20 protein-coding genes are annotated in these 22,370 nt (G+C 40.8%); 10 read left to right on the top strand and 10 right to left on the bottom strand.

What is annotated here, in order from left to right:
- Positions 1 to 60 precede the first annotated feature (60 nt).
- From glpD to galE, 7 genes are all read right to left on the bottom strand, one after another.
- The gene (gene glpD / locus I6F48_RS10575) at positions 61 to 1,566 is read right to left on the bottom strand and encodes a glycerol-3-phosphate dehydrogenase (protein WP_197119375.1); all 1,506 of its coding nucleotides are present in this window, start codon (positions 1,564 to 1,566) and stop codon (positions 61 to 63) included.
- Between the two features lie 214 nt (positions 1,567 to 1,780).
- Positions 1,781 to 3,277, bottom strand: a complete 1,497-nt coding sequence (gene glpK, locus I6F48_RS10570; RefSeq protein WP_032826852.1) for a glycerol kinase GlpK — start codon at positions 3,275 to 3,277, stop codon at positions 1,781 to 1,783.
- Positions 3,278 to 3,484: 207 nt separating this feature from the next.
- Positions 3,485 to 4,807 carry an alpha/beta hydrolase family protein gene (locus tag I6F48_RS10565; protein ID WP_197119374.1) on the bottom strand — a complete coding sequence of 441 codons (1,323 nt, stop codon included), beginning with the start codon at positions 4,805 to 4,807 and terminating at the stop codon, positions 3,485 to 3,487.
- Positions 4,808 to 4,836: 29 nt separating this feature from the next.
- Entirely contained in the window at positions 4,837 to 5,841 is a 1,005-nt protein-coding gene (locus I6F48_RS10560) for a Gfo/Idh/MocA family protein (RefSeq protein WP_197119373.1), read from the bottom strand.
- A 19-nt stretch (positions 5,842 to 5,860) separates the two neighbouring features.
- The gene (gene galK / locus I6F48_RS10555) at positions 5,861 to 7,009 is read right to left on the bottom strand and encodes a galactokinase (protein ID WP_197119372.1); all 1,149 of its coding nucleotides are present in this window, start codon (positions 7,007 to 7,009) and stop codon (positions 5,861 to 5,863) included.
- A complete protein-coding gene (locus tag I6F48_RS10550) occupies positions 6,999 to 8,063 on the bottom strand; it encodes a UDP-glucose--hexose-1-phosphate uridylyltransferase (RefSeq protein WP_197119371.1) in 1,065 nt (354 codons plus the stop codon). Before I6F48_RS10550 ends, galK begins: the two co-directional genes overlap by 11 nt.
- 1 nt (position 8,064) lies before the next feature.
- On the bottom strand, positions 8,065 to 9,078 hold the full coding sequence (gene galE, locus I6F48_RS10545) for a UDP-glucose 4-epimerase GalE (protein ID WP_165728293.1): 1,014 nt from the start codon (positions 9,076 to 9,078) through the stop codon (positions 8,065 to 8,067).
- A gap of 267 nt (positions 9,079 to 9,345) precedes the next feature.
- On the opposite strand from galE, the gene I6F48_RS10540 reads away from it, so the two are divergent.
- Both I6F48_RS10540 and I6F48_RS10535 read left to right on the top strand, forming a co-directional pair.
- A complete protein-coding gene (locus I6F48_RS10540) occupies positions 9,346 to 10,176 on the top strand; it encodes an SDR family NAD(P)-dependent oxidoreductase (protein ID WP_197119370.1) in 831 nt (276 codons plus the stop codon).
- Positions 10,176 to 10,532 carry a putative quinol monooxygenase gene (locus I6F48_RS10535; RefSeq protein WP_197119369.1) on the top strand — a complete coding sequence of 119 codons (357 nt, stop codon included), beginning with the start codon at positions 10,176 to 10,178 and terminating at the stop codon, positions 10,530 to 10,532. Before I6F48_RS10540 ends, I6F48_RS10535 begins: the two co-directional genes overlap by 1 nt.
- Positions 10,533 to 10,594: 62 nt before the next feature.
- Here the strand turns inward: I6F48_RS10535 and I6F48_RS10530 are convergent, their stop codons facing one another.
- Positions 10,595 to 10,837, bottom strand: coding sequence for a YdcH family protein (locus I6F48_RS10530; protein WP_007580070.1), 243 nt, complete (start codon positions 10,835 to 10,837; stop codon positions 10,595 to 10,597).
- A gap of 551 nt (positions 10,838 to 11,388) precedes the next feature.
- On the opposite strand from I6F48_RS10530, the gene I6F48_RS10525 reads away from it, so the two are divergent.
- From I6F48_RS10525 to speD, 8 genes are all read left to right on the top strand, one after another.
- Positions 11,389 to 11,970 (top strand): anthranilate synthase component II, encoded by a 582-nt coding sequence (locus I6F48_RS10525; RefSeq protein ID WP_165742110.1) that lies wholly within the window; start codon positions 11,389 to 11,391, stop codon positions 11,968 to 11,970.
- 43 nt (positions 11,971 to 12,013) lie between these two features.
- A complete protein-coding gene (locus tag I6F48_RS10520; protein ID WP_024593401.1) occupies positions 12,014 to 13,174 on the top strand; it encodes an HDOD domain-containing protein in 1,161 nt (386 codons plus the stop codon).
- 379 nt (positions 13,175 to 13,553) lie between these two features.
- Complete coding sequence (locus I6F48_RS10515; RefSeq protein WP_197119368.1) at positions 13,554 to 14,759, top strand: aspartate aminotransferase family protein; 1,206 nt, start codon at positions 13,554 to 13,556, stop codon at positions 14,757 to 14,759.
- 85 nt (positions 14,760 to 14,844) lie between these two features.
- Positions 14,845 to 15,861, top strand: a complete 1,017-nt coding sequence (gene astA / locus I6F48_RS10510; protein WP_197119367.1) for an arginine N-succinyltransferase — start codon at positions 14,845 to 14,847, stop codon at positions 15,859 to 15,861.
- Between the two features lie 15 nt (positions 15,862 to 15,876).
- The gene (gene astD / locus I6F48_RS10505; RefSeq protein ID WP_197119366.1) at positions 15,877 to 17,346 is read left to right on the top strand and encodes a succinylglutamate-semialdehyde dehydrogenase; all 1,470 of its coding nucleotides are present in this window, start codon (positions 15,877 to 15,879) and stop codon (positions 17,344 to 17,346) included.
- Positions 17,347 to 17,478: 132 nt separating this feature from the next.
- Positions 17,479 to 17,826 (top strand): DUF3802 family protein, encoded by a 348-nt coding sequence (locus I6F48_RS10500; RefSeq protein ID WP_007580087.1) that lies wholly within the window; start codon positions 17,479 to 17,481, stop codon positions 17,824 to 17,826.
- 86 nt (positions 17,827 to 17,912) lie between these two features.
- Entirely contained in the window at positions 17,913 to 18,326 is a 414-nt protein-coding gene (locus tag I6F48_RS10495; RefSeq protein WP_002958863.1) for an OsmC family protein, read from the top strand.
- Between the two features lie 88 nt (positions 18,327 to 18,414).
- Complete coding sequence (gene speD, locus I6F48_RS10490) at positions 18,415 to 19,227, top strand: adenosylmethionine decarboxylase (protein WP_024593800.1); 813 nt, start codon at positions 18,415 to 18,417, stop codon at positions 19,225 to 19,227.
- Between the two features lie 53 nt (positions 19,228 to 19,280).
- Here speD and I6F48_RS10485 read toward each other — a convergent pair whose 3' ends face one another.
- Positions 19,281 to 20,624, bottom strand: coding sequence for a M24 family metallopeptidase (locus tag I6F48_RS10485; protein ID WP_197119365.1), 1,344 nt, complete (start codon positions 20,622 to 20,624; stop codon positions 19,281 to 19,283).
- A 131-nt stretch (positions 20,625 to 20,755) separates the two neighbouring features.
- Positions 20,756 to 22,033, bottom strand: coding sequence for an aromatic amino acid transport family protein (locus I6F48_RS10480; RefSeq protein ID WP_101216819.1), 1,278 nt, complete (start codon positions 22,031 to 22,033; stop codon positions 20,756 to 20,758).
- Between the last annotated feature and the right edge of the window lie 337 nt (positions 22,034 to 22,370).

Below are 22,370 nucleotides of genomic sequence, written 5' to 3'. Positions count from 1 at the left end.
ATTATAAAGGGGTTACGGGAAATCATTATAGCTGCAGTAAAAAGCAGCTATATAATATAGCTAAGCGCTTTTAGCAGCTTGTTTGTTATCAATGTAGTGATTAAGTGTCGTAACTTGTGCTTCATTAAAACGTAGTCCTAATTTGCTGCGGCGCCATAAAATATTGTATGCGTTTTCTGCCCACTCTTCATTTAGCAAGTAATCTACTTCTGCTGCAAATAAACCATGGCCAAAATCTTGGCCTAAATCACTCAACCCAGTTGCACTACCTAATATATTTTTAGCACGAGTACCATAAGTGCGTACAAAGCGTTTAAGTGTTATTTCAGGTAGCCATTCATATTTTGCTTTTAGCTCTGATTTAAGTGCTTCTACAGAGCTAAAATCACCACCAGGGAGCGAGCTATGCTTGGTCCACGCTTTGCTCATTTGTGGGTAAAAGTCTTCAAGCTTATTAACCGCAGCTTCGGCAAGTTTGCGATAAGTTGTAATTTTTCCACCAAACACACTCAATAGAGGTGCTTGCTTAGCATCACTCGAAAGCTCTAATTTATAATCGCGAGTAACGGCTTGTGCATTAACTGATTCGTCATCAAGTAATGGGCGTACGCCTGAAAAGGTATGTACTATGTCTTCGCGTTTAATCGGTTGTTTAAAGTAGGTATTAGTAATATCAATTAAGTAATCAATTTCTTCATCACTAATTTTAACGTCTTGTGCTTCACCTTTGTGTTCTACATCGGTTGTGCCAATAAGTGAGAAGTCATCTTCAAACGGAATAACAAACACAATACGCTGATCTTTATTTTGTAAAATATAAGCTTGTTTCTCATCGTGAATGCGAGGCACTACAATGTGGCTACCTTTTACAAGGCGAATATTTTGTGGTGATTTTTCTGTTAGGGCTTCATCAAATAATTTAGCTACCCAAGGACCCGCAGCATTAACAATGCCTTTGGCAGAAATGGTGTATTTAGCTTTGCTCTTTTGCTGCTCAAGCGTTACCTGCCATTTACCTTGCTCACGTTTAGCATTTACACACTTAGTTTGTGTGGTAATAACGGCGCCTTTTTCCTGCGCTGCAAGGGCGTTTAAAACGACTAAGCGAGAATCGTCAACCCAGCCATCAGAGTATTCAAACCCTTTGGTAATAGAGGGTTCTAAAACACTATTTTCGCCAAATTTAATGCTTCGAGAACCCGCTAGTGTTTCGCGTTTCGCTAGGTTGTCATACATAAACAAACCAATGCGAATCATCCACGCAGGGCGTAAATGCTTTTGATGCGGCAATCTAAAGGTTAGCGGCCACATAATATGAGGTGCGTTTTTAAGTAGCACTTCTCGCTCTGCTAGGGCTTCTTTTACTAATCTAAATTCGTAATGCTCAAGGTAGCGCAGACCACCGTGGATCAGCTTAGAACTGTTTGAAGATGTTGCACAGGCAAGGTCTGATTGTTCGCACAAGAGTACTTTTAATCCTCTGCCTGCTGCATCAGCTGCTATTCCAGTGCCGTTTACACCGCCACCGATGACTAGTAAGTCATATTCGTTATCTGCTAATTCCACCGAGCTAACCTTTTTATTTGTAATATAAATAAGACATAAGCATCATAAAGCTGCTGTTTTCATTTGACAATAGAAAACCCAGATTTTTATTCGTTAATTTTGACGCCAATCCATTTTCAATTTAAAGCAGTAAAGCATGCTTTTTAAATCTAGCATTTAGCTAAGTTAAAAAAGCAAAGTGGTTAAAGTATTAGCCTTAACCACTTAGTATTTACTATGGGCAGTTTTTATTCGTTAAGCATACTTGAGCTACGCAGTGCTGCCATTTTGCGTATAGATCGTTACGCTCGTCGGCACTCATGGTTGGCTCAAAGCGACGGTCGCATGTCCACATTTTAGATAACTGCTCAGTCGACTCGTACACACCTGTTTGTAAGCCAGCTAAATATGCTACGCCTAAAGAAGTGGTTTCGGTCACAGTTGGGCGCTCAACTGTTGCGCCTAAAATGTTTGATAAAAAGGTCATAACCCAATTATTTTTTACCATACCGCCATCTACACGAAGCACACTTGGGCGAAGACCATCACGCTCCATCGCTTTTTGTAAATCTTTGGTCTGGTAACCAACTGATTGCAGCGCTGCGGCAACTATGGTGCTAATACCCGAATCGCGTGTTAGCCCTAAAATAGCGCCACGTGCATTAGGGTCCCAATAAGGAGCACCTAAACCCGTAAACGAAGGCACTAAAAATACACCATGATCGAGCGGTACATCTTTAACCATCGATTCACTTTCGCCAGCATGGCTAAGTAGTTTTAAGCCTTCAACAATCCACTGCATAGTTGCGCCAGCCATAAATATACTGCCTTCAATGGCGTAAGTTGGCTTGCCGTTTAATCTATAAGCAACAGTGGTCAGTAAGCGGTTTTCTGAGGTCAGTGCTTTTTCGCCAGTGTTAAGCATTAAAAAACAGCCAGTACCGTAAGTACTTTTAGCCATGCCTTGTTCAAAACATGCGTGGCCAACAAGCGCAGCTTGTTGATCGCCTGCAATACCACATACGCGAATTGGCGCGCCAAAAATATCAGCGCTGGTTGAACCAAACTCGTCAGCTGAATCCATTACCTCTGGCAGCATAGATTCTGGGATATCGAATAACTCTAAAAGCTCTTGATCCCACTGCTGGGTATGAATATTAAATAACATGGTGCGCGATGCATTGGTTGCATCGGTGCGGTGCTCTTTGCCGCCTGTTAGCTGCCAAAGTAGGTAAGTGTCAACCGTACCGAAGGCGAGCTCACCTGCAAGGGCTTGTTCGCGTGCGCCTTCAACGTTATCTAAAATCCAACGAATTTTAGTGGCCGAAAAATAAGGGTCGAGCAATAAGCCTGTTTTTTCGCTTATCGTTTGGCAAAGCTCATCAGTTGTTAGGCTTTCGCAATAGTCACTTGTGCGACGGTCTTGCCATACAATAGCGTTATAAATTGTTTTGCCTGTTTTTTTGTTCCACACTAAAGTGGTTTCGCGCTGGTTGGTGATACCAATGGCAATAATTTCTTCAGGCTTTACATCGTTTTTAGTTAACACTTCGCGACTAGTGCTAAGCACTGTTTGCCAAATATCGTTAGGGTCGTGTTCTACCCAACCATTTTGTGGAAAATGCTGCGAAAATTCTTGTTGTGCTGTACCAAAAACGTCTGCATCTTTTGTAAACAAGATGGCCCGAGAGCTTGTGGTTCCTTGATCAATTGAGAGTATGTATTTGGACATGATATTTGTGTTATTTATCTTATCTTATATATGACTAGATTGCCTTTAACCGAAGTTAATGGCAATGGTTTTTTCTTAAAATAGCAGATTAAAAAATAAACACGCTAATATTTTCTGGTAACTCTTTTATATAAAAGGCGTTTTATTTTTGCATTATTTTAAGGGCGTATGCGGCTATTGATTAAAACAGCCGCTTAAAGTTTATTATTACTTGGTGTGAGGTTTAGCTTGTTGCCAATCCATACCGGTAGAAAAGCGATTATCAAACCCGCGCCACTGTGGCAGCGGTTTACCATCAACAACAGCTTGGTCGCCGTTTTGTGGTAAATCTAAGTATTTACACTCGCTGGCTATGCCTTTTACGTGGCAATCCATCATGGCAAGTACAAAGTGTTTGTTGATTTCGTTTAGTGTACGCATAGACCACGAAGGCTCGTAGTAATGGCCTATATCTAGCTCACTGCTGCTTTGTGCAATAGCAGGGGCTGGGTGTGGTGCTATATTATGGCGTGCATTTTTGTAAGTAAGCATGTACTTATCTTTGCTGCCTGTTTGGTTATAAAGGTTTTTAATACCTTCATAGCCAGAAATGTCATCTAAGTTACCGGCTACATAAAGCGAAGGTACTTTAATATTTTCCATTGCTTTGGCATCAAATATAGCGTGCTGTCCGCCCCATGGTGCAAAGGCCACCATCGCTTTTATACGTGGGTCTACTTTTGGGTTTTGGTATTGCCCACCAGCGCAGCTGTTTAGTAATTGCTGTACTTTTTCAATTTGAACAGGGTCTTTCATACCCGTAAACATAGCCGTTGTTTGCTCATTAAAAGCGTAACAACCACCTATCGTATTTACAGCGCCATAGCCACCCATTGAGTAACCAATTACGCCTGCGCTTTTGCTATCTACTTGCTTGCTTGCAAAGTTGTTTTGCTCATTAAAGTAATTAATAACAAACTGCTGATCGCGTGAGCGATTTATAAGCGTGCTAAAAAAGCCAGAGAATGGCGCATTATTAAAATCAACATCGGCATTGGTTGAGTCAGTATGATCAATAGCTACCACAATGTAACCGTGCGACGCTAAATGCTCACCAAGGTAGTACATAATTGTACGGTAACCGGTATAACCGTGCGAAAGCACTATCACAGGGTAGTGCTCTTTATTATTAATGGCGACATCACGCATTGCATCGGCTTGCAGAGTAAACTCTTTACCTGAGCGAGTTTCATCTGTGTAGCTGCTAAGTGGCGCTTTTGCTGTATTTGCAGCCGGATACCACACCTCTACTTTTAAAGGACGATCTTTTTGGCCTTGTGTAGCGGGGTCAAATTGCGCAGGGTTAACTAAATCAAGTGTTTGCACACCTACATTGTAGTTACCTTTAGCTGCAAGTTCTGGGAGTACTTCGCTAGTGATTGGCGGGTATAGCTGCTCTGGTTTATTAGATTCAGCAACAGCTACACTGGCAGATAAACTGCACGTAGCAAGTAATATAGCTTTTGAAAGCGCCTTGAGTGTGTGTGTCATTGTGTGTCCTTGTTGTGTATTTTTATTTTTTAATTAGTCAGTTCAGCCGACTCGACGGCATTGCTATATTGCAACTGCCATTGTGCTCGTAAGGTATCCATGATGTTCATAATTCTTAAGCTAGTACCCAGTGGTAATACGCTGCTTTGGGTTTGTTTTTGTAATATACACTGCGTGACATGTGCAATTTCAAACTTAAAGTTTTCATCGTCACTAAAGTCGTATTTAAAGTATTGCGGGTCTTGGTCGTTCATGTGTAGCTCTAGCGTTTTTGCACCTACAAACTGAGGTATTCGAATATAGCCAAGCTCACCATTAATACATGCTTCTGTTGGGCCATTTTGCTGCAGTGCGCTGGCAAGAGATGCAAATTGCCCGTTACCGTAATCAACTATAGCAGTGCTTCGCTCATCAACGCCGGTTGTGCTTTTATGTACAAAGGATTTGATATGTTCAGGGGCTTTATTAAATACCAGATCAGCAATCGAAATAGGATAAATACCTAAATCGAGCAGGGCGCCACCGGCTTTTACAGGGTTCATTAATCGGTGAGTGTCGGCAAAGCTGCCAGGTAAACTAAAGTTGGCATTAACACTGTGCACATTACCAATAACACCTTCACTTAGGAGCTGTTGTAATTTTACTATGGCTGGTAAAAACCGCATCCAAACGCCTTCCATTAAAAAGCAGTTTTGTTGTTTTGCAAGCTCAGTGAGGTTTTGCAATTGCTTAGCATTAACGGTAATTGGTTTTTCGCTTAGCACGTGCTTATTGTGTGTTAAGCATTGGGCTATTGTTTTAAAGTGTTGATCGTGCGTATTGGCAATATAAATAGCGTCAATGTTTGGGCATTGAATAAGTGCTTGATAGCTCTCGTAGCCTTGAATATTGTACGGTGTGGCAAATTCTTTAGCGCGCTGCATACTCGTTGAAGCCGCGCCAATAAGCTGTGCATCACTACAATGCGCAATGCTTTTAGCAAAGGTGTGAGCTATATTGCCACACCCAATAATTCCCCAATTAACCTTTGCCATGCTTATTCCTTAAGTTTATTTAAAAAGACGTAATTTGTAATCCTGAACCTGCTGAACATACGTAAATATCAGCATTTAGGCTAAAACGCTCAAAGTAATGCTTTTCTACCGCAGCTTTAATTAGTGGTACTTCCGCATCGCGACACAAACATACAATAGCACCACCAAAGCCGCCACCCGTCATACGTACTGCGCCACGCTCGCCCATCGCTTCTTTACAAATTTCTACTAAGCCATCGGTTGCAGGTACGGTTACTTCAAAGTCGTGTTTAAGTGATTGGTGCGATGCAGCCATTAGCGTACGAAGTGCATCCATATCATTATTTTGTAGTGCAGTAGTTGCTGCAATTACACGGTCGTTTTCGCTAATTACGTGGTGTGCACGTTTATATTCGTTTTCGCTTAATGTCGCTTTTACTGCTTGCAGGCCAGCCATGGTGGCTTGGCGAAGTGTTTCTACACCCATTTTTACAGCAGCTTGTTCGCAGTCAATACGGCGCTGGTTGTATTCGCTATCAACCAACTTACGCGGGTAGTTAGAGTTAACAATAACAATATTTAAATCATCAGGAACTTTAACTGATTTAGTTGCTAGGTTTTCACAGTCGATTAATAGTGCATGCCCATTTTCTCCTTTAGCTGAAATAAGCTGATCCATAATGCCGCATTGGCAATGCATAAAGTCATTTTCGGCTTCTTGGCCAAATAGCGCAATTTGCTCTGGCGGTAAACCAAGCTGTGCAATATGGTTAAACATACCGCCTACAGCAACTTCTAGTGCGGCCGATGATGACAAGCCACTACCTTGCGGTAAGTTACTGTCAATTAGTAGGTCGGCGCCGCGCAGTGTGTAGCCCGCTCTTTTAAGAACGTAAGTCACAGCACGAATGTAGTTACCCCATTGCGACTGGCCTTCAGTGATTTCTTCATCAACACTAAAGCTGTCTTTTTCGCCTGGGTAATTTAAAGAATGCACAGTAATAATATTGTCGTCGCGCTCTTTAAACATTACTTGGGTACGAAACTCTAACGAACACGGTAAAACAAAACCGTCGTTGTAGTCGGTAAATTCGCCAATAAGGTTTACACGCCCCGGTGCTGCAGCAATACCTTGAGCAGGCGCGCCATACAGTGACAAAAATTGTTGTTGGAATTCGTTAAGCTTCATCTGTGTGTCCTGCTGTATCTTTATAGTGTGTTGTACTGGCTGCTTTTAAAATAGAAGCAGCGGTTTCTGCGCTTAAATCGCGTTGGCTTTCGCCTAGCATTTCGTAGCCTACCATGTGTTTTTTAACAGTAGCAGAGCGAAGTAGCGGCGGATAAAAATGTGCATGCAAACGCCAATGTTGCTCATCAGAGCCTCTATTAGCCGGTGCATTGTGCCATCCCATTGAGTATGGGAAGCTGCAATTAAATACGTTGTCGTACTTAGTGGTTAATACTTTAAGTGCCTGAGCCAAAGAGTCGGTTTGCACATCGTTTAGCTGGCTAAAGTTTTGAATATTATCTTTAGTTACTAGCATTGTTTCAAACGGCCATGCAGCCCAAAATGGCACAACAACAAGCCAATGTTCGTTTTCAAATACAACACGTGTTTGATCTGCTTGTTCTTTTTGCGCGTAATCGGCAAGCATGGCTGTGCCATGCTTTTTATAATAGGCAAGCTGCTGGTTATCTTCGGCTTCTATTTCGGTTGATAAATGCGAGTGAGCCCATACTTGGCCGTGAGGATGAGGTTGCGAACAACCCATGATCTCGCCTTTATTTTCAAAAACTTGTACGCATTCGTACTGCTGTGCAAGCTCTGTGTAATTTTGTTTCCAGGCTTTTACTACTTCGTGCAATGCGTTTTGGCTAAGCTCTGGTAGTGTTTTATTATGCTCTGGAGAAAAACAAATTACGCGGCATTCGCCACTGGCTTCGTCGGCAATAAATAAATCGCTGTCTGATTCTAAGCTTTGTAATTGCTCGCTGGCATTAGGCGTTAATGCGCCAAAGTCATTTCTAAATACGTGTGTGTATTTGTAATCAGGGTTACTGTCGCCATTTGCACGGGTATTACTTGGGCAAAGTGGGCAGCTGTCATCATGTTTTGGTAATACGTTTTCGTTAACGGCTTCTGTTGCGCCTAACCATGGGCGGTTATTACGATGTGGTGACACTAATACCCAACGACCCGTTAGCGGATTTTTACGTCTGTGAGTACTTTCTAATAAAGCCATATTAACTCTCCAACCCACTTGGGTAATTAGTTTGCCAGCGCCATGTGTCATTTGTCATGTCGCTAAGTGTTAGTTCTGCGTGCCAGTTAAGTGTGTTTTGCGCTTTTGTGGCATCGGCGTAGTTACAGGCAATATCACCTGCTCGGCGCGGTGCAATTTGATAAGGAATATCTTTATTGGCTGATGCGCTAAATGCTTTGATCATATCAAGCACAGAATAACCTTGCCCTGTGCCTAGGTTGTAAGCATGGAAGGCGGTATCTGTTTTATGCTGCATAAATGCCGCAACATGACCTTTCGCTAAATCTAAAACATGAATATAGTCGCGCACGCCTGTGCCATCTTCGGTGTCGTAGTCGTCACCAAAAATATTAACCACGTCGCGTTTGCCTACTGCAGTTTGAGCAATAAATGGCATTAAGTTATTAGGAATACCATTAGGGCTTTCACCTAATAAACCACTTGGGTGTGCACCTACTGGGTTAAAGTAACGAAGCGCAATACCCATAAATTGACTGTTGGCATTACATACATCTTGCATGGCTTGTTCAACCATAACTTTAGTCCAACCATAAGGGTTAGTTGCGCGTATAGGATGCTTTTCGTCAATAGGGAGGTAGTCTGGCTCGCCGTACACCGTAGCCGATGAGCTAAATATAATATGGTTAACGCCTTCATCTTGCATGTTTTGTAGCATGCTTAATGTGCCCGACACATTATTTTGATAATAACGCAGTGGTTGCTCGGTAGATTCGCCAACGGCTTTTAAAGCCGCAAAGTGAAAAACAGCTTCGGCTTTAGTATGTTTTAGGGCGAGTTTAAATTGTTGCTCGTCTTGAATGTCACCCAATATAAACTCAAACCGAGTACCTGTAATCTTTTCGAGTTGGTCAAGTACCCGCGCACTTGCATTAGACAAGTTATCATAAATAACAGGCGTAATACCTGCTTCATGCAATGCAATACATGTGTGGCTACCTATGTAACCCATGCCGCCAGTAACTAAAACTCTCATGTTATTTCTCGAAAAGTGTATTTATATGATAAATACTACTATTAAGGGGGTTTAAAAACAATAGTTATGATTGCTGGGTAATTCAAATAAAAGCATAAAAAACATTCAGCTTAAACACTTACCTGCCTTTTAAAGGAATGCTTTTATATTAACTAACATAGGCTTAGCTTTATCAATTAATTCTATAAACTGATTCAACTATTGGCCTAATTATCAGCAGTAAGTCGGGATGCTAATATAGCGAAAATAAAGTAAGGAGAGATCAACATGAACAAAACAATTTTACTTACCGGTGCTACCGATGGCATTGGGCTAGAAACTGCAAAGATGTTATTAGCACAAGGTCACACCGTATTATTACATGGCCGCAGCCAAGCAAAGCTCAATGCGCTACAAGTAGCTTTAACCAAGCAATACCCAAATGCAAGCACACATACTTATATTGCTGATTTAAGCGATATGAGCCAAGTTCAAACTTTGGCACAAACTGTATTAACCGACTTGGCCGAAAATAATAACCAGCTCGACGTACTTATTAATAATGCAGGCGTTTATCAATTAGTTGATGCTACAACAATTGACGGTCTTGATGCTCGCTTTGTTGTAAACACGATTGCGCCATATCTTCTTACAAAACTATTGTTACCTGTTCTTGGTCATGATTCGCGAGTGGTTAATGTGTCATCAGCTGCGCAATCAAGCGTTAACTTAAATGCACTGGTTGGTAACACTGAACTTTCTGATAGTGCGGCTTATGCACAAAGTAAATTGGCTATTACTATGTGGTCGCGTCATTTAGGGCTTGAGCTTAAAGATACTGGGCCATTAGTTGTATCGGTAAACCCTAAATCGTTACTGGGAAGCAAAATGGTAAAAGACGCTTACGGTATAGATGGTGGGGACTTAAAAATTGGCGCAAATATTTTTTGTCGCGCAGCGCTTAGTGATGAATTTAAAGATGCCGCAGGCCTGTATTTTGATAACGATACAGGACGCTTTGCGCCTCCTCATGTTGATGCACTTAATAATTCTAAAAATCAACAACTAGTAGATACGTTAGACAGTATTTTAGCACAACTTAAATTAGGCAAAGCATAATGAAAAATCATGTTACCTGGACAGTACAAGGCCAAATTAAAGAAGGTAAATACGATGAGTTTTTACTGGTAATGGCACAATTAGTTACTTTGGCTAAAAGTGAAGCGGGCACTTTAATGTATGAGTGGACAGTAAGTGAAGACAAGCACAATGTACATATTTACGAGCGTTACCAAGATGAAGATGCTGCTAAAGCGCATCTTGCTGGTTGGGGCGAAAGTGGCCCACTATTTTTAAGCGTAGTTGATATGGATAAAGTAACGGTATTTAGTCAATTATCAGAAGAGTTTGCACAAGCCTTTGCTGGCCCAAGCAGTGTATTTATGAAACCTGTGGGTGGCTTTGTAAAGTTTTAGAAAAAATACCCATTGTTGATCTAAAGAGCTCACCTCATCAGTGAGCTCTTTTTTTAGTGGCATTACTGCTCTTGCTGCAAACGCTCGTATAGCCAATCTTTTAATTCTGTACGTTCGTGTTTTAGTTGATGCATTTGCTCATCGCTTATGGGCGCATCTTTGAGTTCTAACACTCTAATCTCTTTATCTAGCTTGTCGTACTTATCTGCTTTTTTTGCAAATTCAGTATCGCTTTCATTTAACTCGGCAATGGTCTTTAAGTACTCTGGAAAGTCATTAGTGAGTGAGTGGTCTTCGCCTAACATATTCGCTCCTTAATAGGATATAAATGAGCTCACAAGTAAGTGAGTTGTATAAGTGAATTACTGCCTTTCATATAATACACTGGGGCTTACATAAATATAATTCAACCATTGAGCCGCTAATTTGATGTAGCGCAAACAATCTGTTTATTTTGCTCAGTAAGGTATTTCACCAAAGTATTTAATAGAGCGATCAATAAACGCACGTACTTTAGAGGTCAATAATTTATTGTTGGGGTATACAGCCTAAATAGGAGTATTAACTGCTCGTGAAAAGCTTAGGATTCGATATTATTGCTCAAGCTGCAAGGAATCTCTGGCTAGAGAAAATAAATTTAAACATCATCATGATTCAATACGTTAGTAAATCTCTTAACCAAAGTTCAGGTTAAGTAAACCATTACCTGCTAAAGGCTTTTAAGCATTTTAGCTAAAATAGTTAATTTTTAACGCTTTTTGCTAATTTATGTTGGTTAATTAATAGTGGTAGAATGCAGCGCTTAGTACCACTTGTGTGAAGTAAGTGGTCAATAATTTATAAGGTTTGTTGTGTAATGCTGTTGATGATCGACAACTACGACTCGTTTACTTACAACTTAGTGCAATATTTTCAGCGTTTAGATCAAGACGTTTTAGTGAAACGTAATGACGAGCTAAGCATTGCACAAATAAAGCAGTTGAACCCGAAACACATCGTGTTATCGCCAGGGCCATGCACCCCTAACGAAGCGGGTATTTCACTAAATGTTGTTGAGCAACTAAAAGGGCAATATCCTATTTTAGGGATTTGCTTGGGGCATCAAACTATCGCGCAAGCTTTAGGAGGAGATGTAGTTCGTGCTAAAAAAGTAATGCACGGTAAAACATCACCCATAGTTCACACTAATAAAGGGGTGTTTAAAGGTTTAGCTAACCCGTTAACAGTGTGTCGTTATCATTCTTTAGTGGTTAAAGCACAAACTTTACCTAAAGAACTTGAAGTAACCGCATGGACTCAGACTGAGCAAGGCGAGTTTGACGAAATTATGGGGTTACTTCATAAAGAACTAGCAATCGAAGGTGTGCAGTTTCACCCCGAAGCTATTCTAACTGATCAAGGCTTAGAACTGCTTGATAACTTTTTAACTCGCTTCTAATGTTATAATACACAGAGCATTTAATACTTTATTAATGGATGTCATGACTGAACTTGTAGCGCAACAGCGTACTGCCAAAATACTAAGCCAACGGGCTCATGACTTATTGCTTGGGCACAGCTTTGCGCATCAGCAAATTGGTTTCATTCATACATTAGATATAGATTACGGCGAACCCATGAAGCAACGCACTTTGCTTCAGGTTGAAGTGGCCGCACAGAATAAACGCCAGCAAAGCAGTACTGCACATCATAAGTACCGCGCTCAAGCGAGTGAGCAACTGCACAAAACTATTGAAACAGCTATATATAAGCAGCTTGAAGATATAGATGGTGTAATCCACAGCACTATAGGTATTGAAGATGGCATTGCCAATATACTCGACATATTAGCTGTAAAGTCAGCGTCGGTAGGACGTTTAGAGCCACTGGTTAATGATATAAGCTGGTTGGGTAGAGAATTAGTAACGCTCGTTAATTTACCTTACTATCGTAATCAGCGTAGTAAAAATACGTCTGTAAAAGTAGATAAACCATCGCTTGCCCTTCGTTATATTGGCCTTGATAACTTACAGCTTGTTATTCCTACATTTGCTGCCCGTCATTGGATGCCACATAGCACCGAACCATTTTCATTATTAAAACGCCGGCTACGCGACAGCGCGATGGCAAACGCGATTGCTGCGCAAAAAATTGCACAAATTAATAATGTGAATGACGTACATGCATTTACCCTTGGTATGCTTTTAGATGTAGGGCGAATTGCATTAGTGCGCTTGTACTTAAAAACGTTTGAGAAAGTATGGCAACGCAAAGTGCAGTTAGCCCGAAATGAAAACCAAAAAGATTTACACACCGCATTATTAGAGCTACAGCCCGACCCGCTATTTTTAACCACTCTACTTAGCAATAAGTCGATAGAAGTAAGCGCCAAAGTAATAGACAAAATGGCTTTTAAATATTTACCGTTTAAAGGTGTAATGCAGCAGCTAGTAAATGGGGTAGATAAAGGCGATACATTACTGCCGTTAACAGAAGTAATGCTAAAGGCACGGTGCTACTCTCAATATCTTAATTTAAAAGAGCATCAACTTATTGAGCCTGATGAAACTCTAAGCTGGTTTTCGTACTTTAAGTTCACTAAAACGGAACTAAAAACCCTCCAATCGAGTAATTTTACCAATTTAGCTATTCAAATTGACTAAAAATCTGAATTTTTTGTTAATTTTTTTGCGACTAACCATTCATTCTCACTCTATTGTTATATTGCATATTTGCCGATTAAAGCATGCGCGCCTTGGTGCTCATGCGGTTAGTTGTTTAAAAATAAGCATAAATAGCTATGCAAATAGTTATTCACTATCTATGAAATAATATCTTTAGCCCTTTATTTTCAAGGGATACATGAAAGTTTTTAACGAGACAGATATAAGTAATTCTGAAATAATGTGCGTCTGAAAATTGAACCACAAAGCAATTTTGCGCAATTATCAGGTTACTGATCTTGCCTATAAAGTTGGTTACAAATATTAACCAAACACCTATTTTGATGTTTTGTGTTGCTCACAATTAAGAGGAAATAAAATGACAGTCAATCGCGAATTATTTGATCACGTAATGGTTCCTAACTACGCACCTTCAAGCGTAATTCCTGTTCGAGGCGAAGGTTCTCGCGTCTGGGATCAACAAGGTCGAGAGTTTATCGACTTTGCTGGTGGTATTGCAGTTAACTGTCTTGGCCATTGTCACCCTGCATTAGTAGGCGCATTAAAAGAGCAAGGCGAAAAAATCTGGCATCTATCAAATGTAATGACCAATGAGCCGGCACTTCGCCTAGCTAAAAAAATGGTTGATGCTACATTTGCTGAAAAAGTTTACTTTGCCAACTCGGGCGCAGAAGCAAACGAAGCAGCGCTTAAATTAGCGCGTCGTTTTGCACTTGATAAGTTTGGCGCAGAAAAATCACAAATCATCGCGTTTAACAAAGGTTTCCACGGTCGTACATTCTTTACCGTAACTGTTGGTGGCCAAGCTGCATATTCAGATGGTTTTGGTCCTAAGCCTGGCGACATTGTACATTGTGATTACAACGACCTAGCTGCTTTTGAAGCGCTTATCAGCGATAAAACATGTGCCGTAATGATGGAACCTCTTCAAGGTGAAGGCGGTATTGTTTCACCAACTGACGAGTTTGCTCAAGGCGTTCGCGATTTATGTACTAAACATAACGCACTGCTTATTTTTGATGAAGTTCAAACAGGTGTTGGCCGTACTGGCGATTTATACGCATACCAAGGCTTAAACATAGTACCTGATATTTTAACTTCAGCTAAAGCACTTGGCGGCGGTTTCCCTATTGGCGCTATGATCACAACAACTGAAATTGCACAGCATCTTAAAGTAGGTACTCATGGTTCTACTTATGGCGGCAACCCGCTTGCGTGTGCTGTTGCAGAAGCTGCATTTGATACAGTAAATACCCCAGAAGTACTTGCTGGCGTAAAAGCTAAAGCAGCATTATTTAATGAACTACTTACTGCGGTTAACGACAAATACAGCGTATTTAGCGAAATCCGTGGCCAAGGTTTATTAATTGGTGCAGTAGTGAACGAGCAATACAAAGGTCGTGCAAAAGAGTTTTTAGTGGCAGGGACTGAGCAAGGCCTTATGTCATTAGTTGCTGGTGCAGACGTAATACGTTTCACTCCATCTTTAGTAATTCCTGAAGCGGACATTCGCGAAGGTATGGCACGCTTTGAAAAAGCAGTAGCTAGCGTAGTAAACGCATAAGCGACTTAAGCCAACCAATTAAGGGCAAGCACTGCTTGCCCTGCAATTCCTATTTACCGTTATTTATAAGGGAGCAAGCGGACTCATGATGATCCTTCGCCCAATCCAGCAAAATGATTATTCAGCATTACTGAAAATTGCCCACGAATCAGGGCATGGTTTTACGTCTTTGCCATTAAACGAAGAACTATTGCAAAAAAAGATCGACCATTCAGTAAGCTCTTTTGCTAAACAAACGTCACAACCTGGTGACGAAGGCTACCTGTTTGTTCTTGAAGATAGCGAAACCGGTGACGTTGTAGGAACATCTGCAATTGAAGCTGCGGTAGGGCTTGATGATGCATTTTATCATTATCACTTAAGTAAAGTGATTCACTCTTCGCGCACATTAGACGTATACAAAGCGGTTGATATTCTAACGCTATGTAACGACTACACAGGTGCTACAGAGCTTTGCACATTGTTTTTAAAAGATGGTTATCGTAAAAATTGTAACGGTAAGCTACTTTCAAAAGCGCGCTTTATGTTTATAAAACAGCATCAAGAGCGTTTTGCGCAAACAGTAATCGCAGAAATGCGCGGTGTGTCTGACGAAAACGGCAGCAGCCCTTTTTGGCAGTGGCTTGAAGAGCACTTCTTCTCAATGGATTTTCCAACAGCTGATTACCTAACAGGTATTGGCCAAAAGGTTTTCATTGCTGAATTAATGCCTAAATACCCAATTTACGTAAACTTGCTAAGTAAAGATGCGCAAGCCGTAATAGGTAAAGTACACGACAACACTCGCCCAGCAATCGAGTTATTAAAAAGCGAAGGCTTTACGTTTAATGGCTACGTAGATATTTTTGACGGCGGCCCAACGGTTGAAGCAAAAGTAGATAACATTGCGACTATTCGTAATGCAAATCACTTTAACGTTGAAATTGGCGAAATGACTGGCGACACCATGGTGTTGCTAGCAAACGAAAAGCTTGAAGATTTCAGAGCAACCGTTACACCAATGACATTCGACGAGCGCGCAAAAAGCCTTATTTTATCGCAAGAAATAGCAGATGCACTGCATTTGCAAACTGGCGATATTGTTAGTGCAACCACGATTTAATTTAGGAGAAAGTATATGACTCATCCTGCACAATTTATAAATGGTCAATGGTCACAAGGCCAAGGCACAGAATTTAATTCAGTAAACCCTGCAAATAACGACGTTATTTGGCAGGCTTCATCGGCAACTGCGGCGCAAGTAGACACCGCAGTAAATGCAGCGCGCGAAGCGTTTTATGCATGGGCTGATAAAAGCTTTACTGAGCGCTTGGAAATAATTCAAGCATTTGCAGCGCAATTAAAAGAAAACAGCGAAGAGCTCGCTATTACTATTGCACAAGAAACAGGTAAGCCATTGTGGGAAACTCGCACAGAAGCCGGTGCTATGGTTGGTAAAATTGCCATTTCTGAAAAAGCATTTTTAGAGCGCACTGGCGACGTAGAAAACGCAATGCCACTTGGCCGTGCGATGATTCGTCATAAGCCACATGGTGTTGTAGCCGTATTTGGTCCGTATAACTTTCCGGGTCACTTACCTAATGGCCACATTGTGCCAGCGCTTTTAGCAGGTAACACGGTTGTGTTTAAACCGTCTGAACTTACTCCTAAAGTAGCTGAGCTTACGCTTAAACTGTGGGAAAAAGCAGGCTTACCAGCAGGTGTCATTAACCTTGTACAAGGTGAAGTAGAAACGGGTAAAGCCCTTGCTGCTCACAAAGGTATTGATGGCTTGTTCTTTACGGGTTCTTCGCGTACTGGTCATATTTTACATGAACAGTTTGCGGGTCAACCTGGCAAAATTTTAGCGCTAGAAATGGGTGGTAATAACCCACTTATTATTACTGACGTTGAAGACACTAAAGCGGTTGTTCACGATATTATTCAATCAGCGTTTATCTCAAGTGGCCAGCGTTGTACGTGTGCACGTAAACTATTTTTACCAACTGGTAGCAAAGGCGATGTGATACTTGAGCGTTTAATCACAGCAACTAAAGCGATTAAAGTAGGTAATTATGACGATGCAGACCAGCCATTTATGGGCTCTATGATCTCATCAGCTGCAGCTGCAGGCATGGTTAAAGCGCAAAACGAGCTTGTTGAGCTTGGTGGTGAAGTATTAGTAGAACTTGAGCATACAGCTAATACTGGCTTTGTAACACCAGGTATTATTGAGTGTACAAATATTAGTGACTTCCCAGATGAAGAGCATTTTGGACCACTTTTAAAAGTATTCCGCTTTGACGACTTTGACCAAGCCATTGATAAAGCAAACGATACAACCTTTGGTTTATCGGCTGGTTTATTAAGTGACAGTGCAGCAGATTACGACCACTTTTTACGTCGTATTCGTGCCGGTATTGTTAACTGGAACCGCCCAATTACTGGCGCATCAAGCGCAGCACCATTTGGTGGTATTGGCGCATCGGGCAATCACAGAGCAAGCGCGTATTACGCAGCCGATTACTGTGCATACCCTGTAGCTTCAGTAGAGCTTGAAAAAGTTGCTATGCCAGCAACACTAAGCCCAGGCTTAAAAATAGATTAAGTAGTAATACTACTTAATTATTATAAAAGCAGCTTCGGCTGCTTTTTTTGTATTGCTAACGCGCAAAGCTAGCAATCAACAGCGCTTTCTGCTTAAATCAAAAATAATTAATTATACAAAGGTGGTACAAAAATGGTTTTAGATAGGCAAGGGTACGATGATTTGATCATGTATCTAACTCAAAATTTAGCATTGTTTGAGAAGCCAGGCGAAATAAAACCAGGTGCCCCAACAGTAATGGAATTAATCGAAGACGTTATTGCACAAAATGTGATGCTTATTTGCGAGCAGCACACAAACCTCAACACAGAGCAGCGTAGTCAAATTGTACGTGAAGTTGATGGCATAGTTTACGATTTAGAAGAAGTCCTCAGCAGCATCACCTCACAGCCTGTCACGGTTGAACAGCATGCCTTTATAGATGAATTTGCAGGTTTAGTAAAAAACCTCTTTGATAGCGCTTTAACACAACAATCTTAGCCATTTTATAGCCCTGCGTTGCATTTTCATTTGCAACTACGGCTAACTTGCTTACAATCAAGAAAATATTTTTTTGAGATATAACAATGCAAGCAAATGTAAAATGGGTTGAAGGCGATACGTTTATTGGTCGTTCTAATTCTAACCACAATGTTGTGTTTGATGGCGGCAGCGATAGTGCAGCACCAAGCCCAATGGAAATGGTTTTAATGTCAGTTGGCTGTTGTTCATCAGTTGATGTGGTTAGTATTTTAAAAAAAGCTAAACAAGATTTTTCTGATGTGCAGGTGCAACTAAGTGCAGAGCGCGCCGAAACAGCCCCGCGCGTGTTTACCAAAATTAACTTACACTTTGTTGTTAAAGGCAATAATGTGTCTGAAAAACACCTTGCACGTGCAGTTTCACTCTCTGCTGAAAAGTATTGCTCGGTTGCATTAATGCTTGATAAAACAGTAGAAATTACGCATAGCCACGAAGTTGTGCAAGATCAAGCAAAATAACGCTTTTTCCACGAGGAAAATTCGTATAAAATCCGCGAACTTTTCATTCTGCAGGTGCAGAACCCACTAATTTATAGGTTGGTTTATTATGAACAAACCCTTCGATAAACTTAAACTTCATGGCTTTAACAATTTAACCAAAAGTTTAAGCTTTAGTATTTATGATATTTGTTACGCAAAGACCGAGCAACAACGTAAAGAATATATTGAATATATCGATGAGCAGTACAGTGCAGATAGACTAACCGACATTTTAGGTGAAGTTGTTGATATTATTGGTGCTAACATTTTAAATGTAGCGCGCCAAGATTATGAACCGCAAGGCGCAAGTGTAACTATTTTGGTTTCAGAAGAACCAGTAGAAGAGCAGCAAAATTACGATGCTGACGAAGCACCAGGCCCATTACCTGATTCAGTTGTTGCGCACCTAGATAAAAGCCACATTTGTGTACACACATACCCAGAAGCTCACCCTGATGATGGTATTTGTACATTCCGTGCTGATATTGAAGTGTCTACGTGTGGCATTATTTCGCCACTTAAAGCGTTAAACTTCTTAATTCATAGCCTTGAGTCAGATGTAGTAACTATTGACTACCGCGTTCGTGGTTTTACCCGCGACATAAACGGTGTTAAGCACTACATTGATCATGCTATTAGCTCGATTCAAAACTTCATGACAGAAGATACAAAAGAAGCGTACCAAATGATGGACGTGAACGTGTATCAAGAAAACCTGTTTCACACCAAAATGATGTTAAAAGAAACCGATTTAAACACGTACTTATTCGGTATTTCGACAGCAGACTTATCAGAGGGCGAAGAAGAACAAATTCGCTCAAAACTGACTCGCGAAATGCAAGAGATATTCTATGGCCGTAACCTGCCAGATACAGAATAATAGCAACGAATTAAATTAAAAATGGCGCTCAGTGAGCGCCATTTTTTTATACTTTATTTTACAAGCAATAGCTGTGTTTGTCGGCCATTTAAATACCAGACACCGCTTTTATCAAAAATAGCATCTTCCTCTAGCATTATTCTTATTTCTTTATTCCACTGTTTTATAAACACCGCATTGTTAAGCTCAATTGAGTAAGCCGTATTTAAATGCAGCGGATAGTCACCATCTCCCGGTACACCTTGCTGAGAATCCCACATACCTAATGTAGTGCCAGCAGCGTGGCCATGATAGCCAAGAGGATGAGTATAAATAGTGGGTTTTAATCCCTGATCAATAGCGGCTTTTCGTGCTGCAGCTAAAACCTCATTACCGGTTTTACCTACCGCAAATTGATTGGTAAATATGTCTTGTAATTTATTACCGCTTTTTAGTGCTTCAACTAAGTAACTAGGCGCACTTATTTCGTTTTCTTTGAGCACATACGCATGCTGCTGCGTGTCGGTATTTAAGCGTAAATAAGTAATCCCAAAATCTACATGAAGCAAGTCACCGGCTTGTATAACGTTATCATCGTAGCCATTGGTAAAGCTTTCTTCATGATCGAACGACTTCGCATCGGCGCGCTGAATAGCAATACTCGGGTGAAACCATGTTTGTAGTTTGAGCTCTTTTACGCGCTCTCTAAACCACCATACCAAGTCATCGTTAGTTGTTTCACCAACCGTAATTGTTTTACCCGAAAACCCCTCTGCAATAATATGATGGGCAATAGCCACAATATGTTTATACATTTTAACTTCTTCAGGAATGCGTTGCTCTAACCACGCAACAGCAAGCGGCTCTGCAGAAATTATTTTATCGTGATAAGCGGCGGGCAAGTTGGCCATTAAGGTTTTGTAATCGCCTAGCACAAGGCCATCGGCATGTGCCCAGTCGGTAGAAGTATTAAGCGCAATGTTGCGAGGTTTGTATTGCTCAATAAGTGTATTGAGTGCTGCCCACTGGCTTGGTTGTGTTTGCTTATCCCACCCTTTTTTAAATATGTTACCTATTTTATAAGGCGCAATAGCGTAAGCATCAACACCACCTTGTTTATTAAGTGCAAATAGCAAAATAGTGGTGCGTCTGGCTGAAAGCCATGTTGCAGGCAGCATTGTTTTTAATATTGGATCTTCGTTATATTCACGACTTATAAGTAGCCACATATCAGTGTTGTGCTGCTTCATTAACGAGGGCATTAAGGTATTAACTCTAAGCTCTGTTATTTTATCTATAAACGCAGCGCGCTCTTTCATCGATAAAATAGTGGGAGCGTCATCGGCTTTAACAAAGAGGCTTAAAACAAGCGTAGTTAGCAAGCTTACGTAAAGTAGGAGTTGTTTAGTAAAGTGCATAATTGTTTTATTTTTAGGCTAGTTAATTTATAACATGCCTGAAGAGCGACTATAAAAAAACAATTTGAGATAAACAGCACACAAAAAAAGCCCAGCTAAAAAGTAGCCGGGCTTTTGTATAAACAGTTTTATTACTTAAGCATACTGTATAAAAGTGCAAATACAGCAAGCGAGCCAACCGCTAATATAAATAGCGTGCTAAAGCGATTTCGGTATTTATTAAGAGCAGGTACTTTATAAACCGCAATCATTGGCATAATGAATAAAATCATCGCAATAATAGGGCCCGATAACTGATCCATCATGTCTAAAATACTTGGGTTTTTAACAGCACAAAACCAAATAGCTAAAAACATGATTAACACACCAATTTTATCGGTAACGCCAGCGCTTAAGCCTGTTTGTTTAGTTACTAAACCAGTAAAGCTTTCGCGTGCACCTAAAAAATGACCCAAAAACGACGATGTAATAGCAATAAAGGCAACAAGTGGCCCAAGTGTGGCAATAAACGAGTTATCAGTAATATTAGCAAGGTAGGATAAAACCGATACGTTAGCCGCTTTAGCTGCTGCCATTTGCTCGCCTGTAAGCGACAGCACGCAAGAGAACACAAATAACAGTACAAAGGTAATAAGTAGCAAGCTAGTGCGCTTTAAAATCGCCTCAGACTTACGTGTAGCTTGTTCGCCGTAATGACCGCGTTGCACATTCACAAAGCTTGAGATAGCCGCTGCGTGGCTAAACGAAAACACAATAATAGGAATCGATAACCACAACGTTTTACCAAAGCTGCCTATTTCAGGCACCGTCATATCTGGCATCTGCCAGCTTGGGATTAAATAAAGTGATAAAAAGAACAATATGCCCACAAGCGGATACACTAAAATAGCAAAGGCACGTAGCATTAAGCGCTCGCCGCCCATCATTAAGCTAATCATACCTGCAACTAATACACCCGAAAGTAGCACGCGAGAAGGTGATTCCATCCCCATTTGATTAACCATAAAACTATCAACAGTATTGGTTAAACCTACACCGTAAATAAGCAAAATTGGGAATATAGATAAAAAGTACAACAAGGAAATTAACCGCCCCGCAGTCACACCAAAGTGTTCTTCAACTACGTCGGTAAAATCGGCATCTTTATTTTTTGATGAAAGTACAAAGCGCGCTAATCCACGGTGCGCAAAAAAGGTCATTGGGAACGCTAAACACGCCATAATAATTAACGGCCAAAAACCGCCAATACCAATGTTAATAGGTAAAAATAAAATACCTGCACCAACGGCGGTACCAAATAAACTTAATGTCCACTGCGTATCGTGCAGGTTCCATTTAGTTTTTGTATTTGAATTTGTGTGTGTGTTTGGTGATGCATTTGAAAGCGTTGCATCTTGAGATGTTGTCATGTGTGTGTGCTCATCCATTATTTAAATAATAACTGCGCCGAAGGGTATAGTTTTTAGAGACATTTTTCATGTTTTGAAGAGATTTTTAGACTAATTAATTAGACTCAATTGGAGGGTAAGTGTCATGAATACGAAACAGTGGTGTAAAAGTGAGCAAAAGCCTTAAATGGCAAGCCACATTATAGAGTTACTGTACGGGGTAGGTTGGTTAGTTGGAGCGAAACCCAACACGCTATAGCGTCATGCTAGCAGGAAAGCCGAGGAAGGCGGTTTTCATAACGTAAAAATAGGGGAAGGTCATTTTTATTGGTTTTCATTTAAAAATCAAAATCTGCTC

The sequence above is a fragment of the Pseudoalteromonas sp. SWYJ118 genome, from assembly GCF_015864505.1.
Taxonomy (GTDB): Bacteria; Pseudomonadota; Gammaproteobacteria; order Enterobacterales; family Alteromonadaceae; genus Pseudoalteromonas; species Pseudoalteromonas arctica.
This window is presented reverse-complemented; position numbering and strand designations above follow the sequence as displayed.

Bases quoted from the DNA above. Each gene is read 5' to 3' on its own strand.
- I6F48_RS10515 (WP_197119368.1), top strand. From the start codon at position 13,554: ATGACAGTCAATCGCGAATTATTTGATCACGTAATGGTTCCTAACTAC.
- astA (WP_197119367.1), top strand. From the start codon at position 14,845: ATGATGATCCTTCGCCCAATCCAGCAAAATGATTATTCAGCATTACTG.
- I6F48_RS10540 (WP_197119370.1), top strand. From the start codon at position 9,346: ATGAACAAAACAATTTTACTTACCGGTGCTACCGATGGCATTGGGCTA.
- I6F48_RS10520 (WP_024593401.1), top strand. From the start codon at position 12,014: ATGACTGAACTTGTAGCGCAACAGCGTACTGCCAAAATACTAAGCCAA.
- I6F48_RS10565 (WP_197119374.1), bottom strand. From the start codon at position 4,807: ATGACACACACACTCAAGGCGCTTTCAAAAGCTATATTACTTGCTACG.
- I6F48_RS10550 (WP_197119371.1), bottom strand. From the start codon at position 8,063: ATGGCTTTATTAGAAAGTACTCACAGACGTAAAAATCCGCTAACGGGT.
- galE (WP_165728293.1), bottom strand. From the start codon at position 9,078: ATGAGAGTTTTAGTTACTGGCGGCATGGGTTACATAGGTAGCCACACA.
- I6F48_RS10485 (WP_197119365.1), bottom strand. From the start codon at position 20,624: ATGCACTTTACTAAACAACTCCTACTTTACGTAAGCTTGCTAACTACG.
- I6F48_RS10500 (WP_007580087.1), top strand. From the start codon at position 17,479: ATGGTTTTAGATAGGCAAGGGTACGATGATTTGATCATGTATCTAACT.
- I6F48_RS10495 (WP_002958863.1), top strand. From the start codon at position 17,913: ATGCAAGCAAATGTAAAATGGGTTGAAGGCGATACGTTTATTGGTCGT.
- speD (WP_024593800.1), top strand. From the start codon at position 18,415: ATGAACAAACCCTTCGATAAACTTAAACTTCATGGCTTTAACAATTTA.
- I6F48_RS10535 (WP_197119369.1), top strand. From the start codon at position 10,176: ATGAAAAATCATGTTACCTGGACAGTACAAGGCCAAATTAAAGAAGGT.
- astD (WP_197119366.1), top strand. From the start codon at position 15,877: ATGACTCATCCTGCACAATTTATAAATGGTCAATGGTCACAAGGCCAA.
- galK (WP_197119372.1), bottom strand. From the start codon at position 7,009: ATGAAGCTTAACGAATTCCAACAACAATTTTTGTCACTGTATGGCGCG.
- I6F48_RS10480 (WP_101216819.1), bottom strand. From the start codon at position 22,033: ATGACAACATCTCAAGATGCAACGCTTTCAAATGCATCACCAAACACA.
- I6F48_RS10525 (WP_165742110.1), top strand. From the start codon at position 11,389: ATGCTGTTGATGATCGACAACTACGACTCGTTTACTTACAACTTAGTG.
- glpK (WP_032826852.1), bottom strand. From the start codon at position 3,277: ATGTCCAAATACATACTCTCAATTGATCAAGGAACCACAAGCTCTCGG.
- I6F48_RS10560 (WP_197119373.1), bottom strand. From the start codon at position 5,841: ATGGCAAAGGTTAATTGGGGAATTATTGGGTGTGGCAATATAGCTCAC.
- I6F48_RS10530 (WP_007580070.1), bottom strand. From the start codon at position 10,837: ATGTTAGGCGAAGACCACTCACTCACTAATGACTTTCCAGAGTACTTA.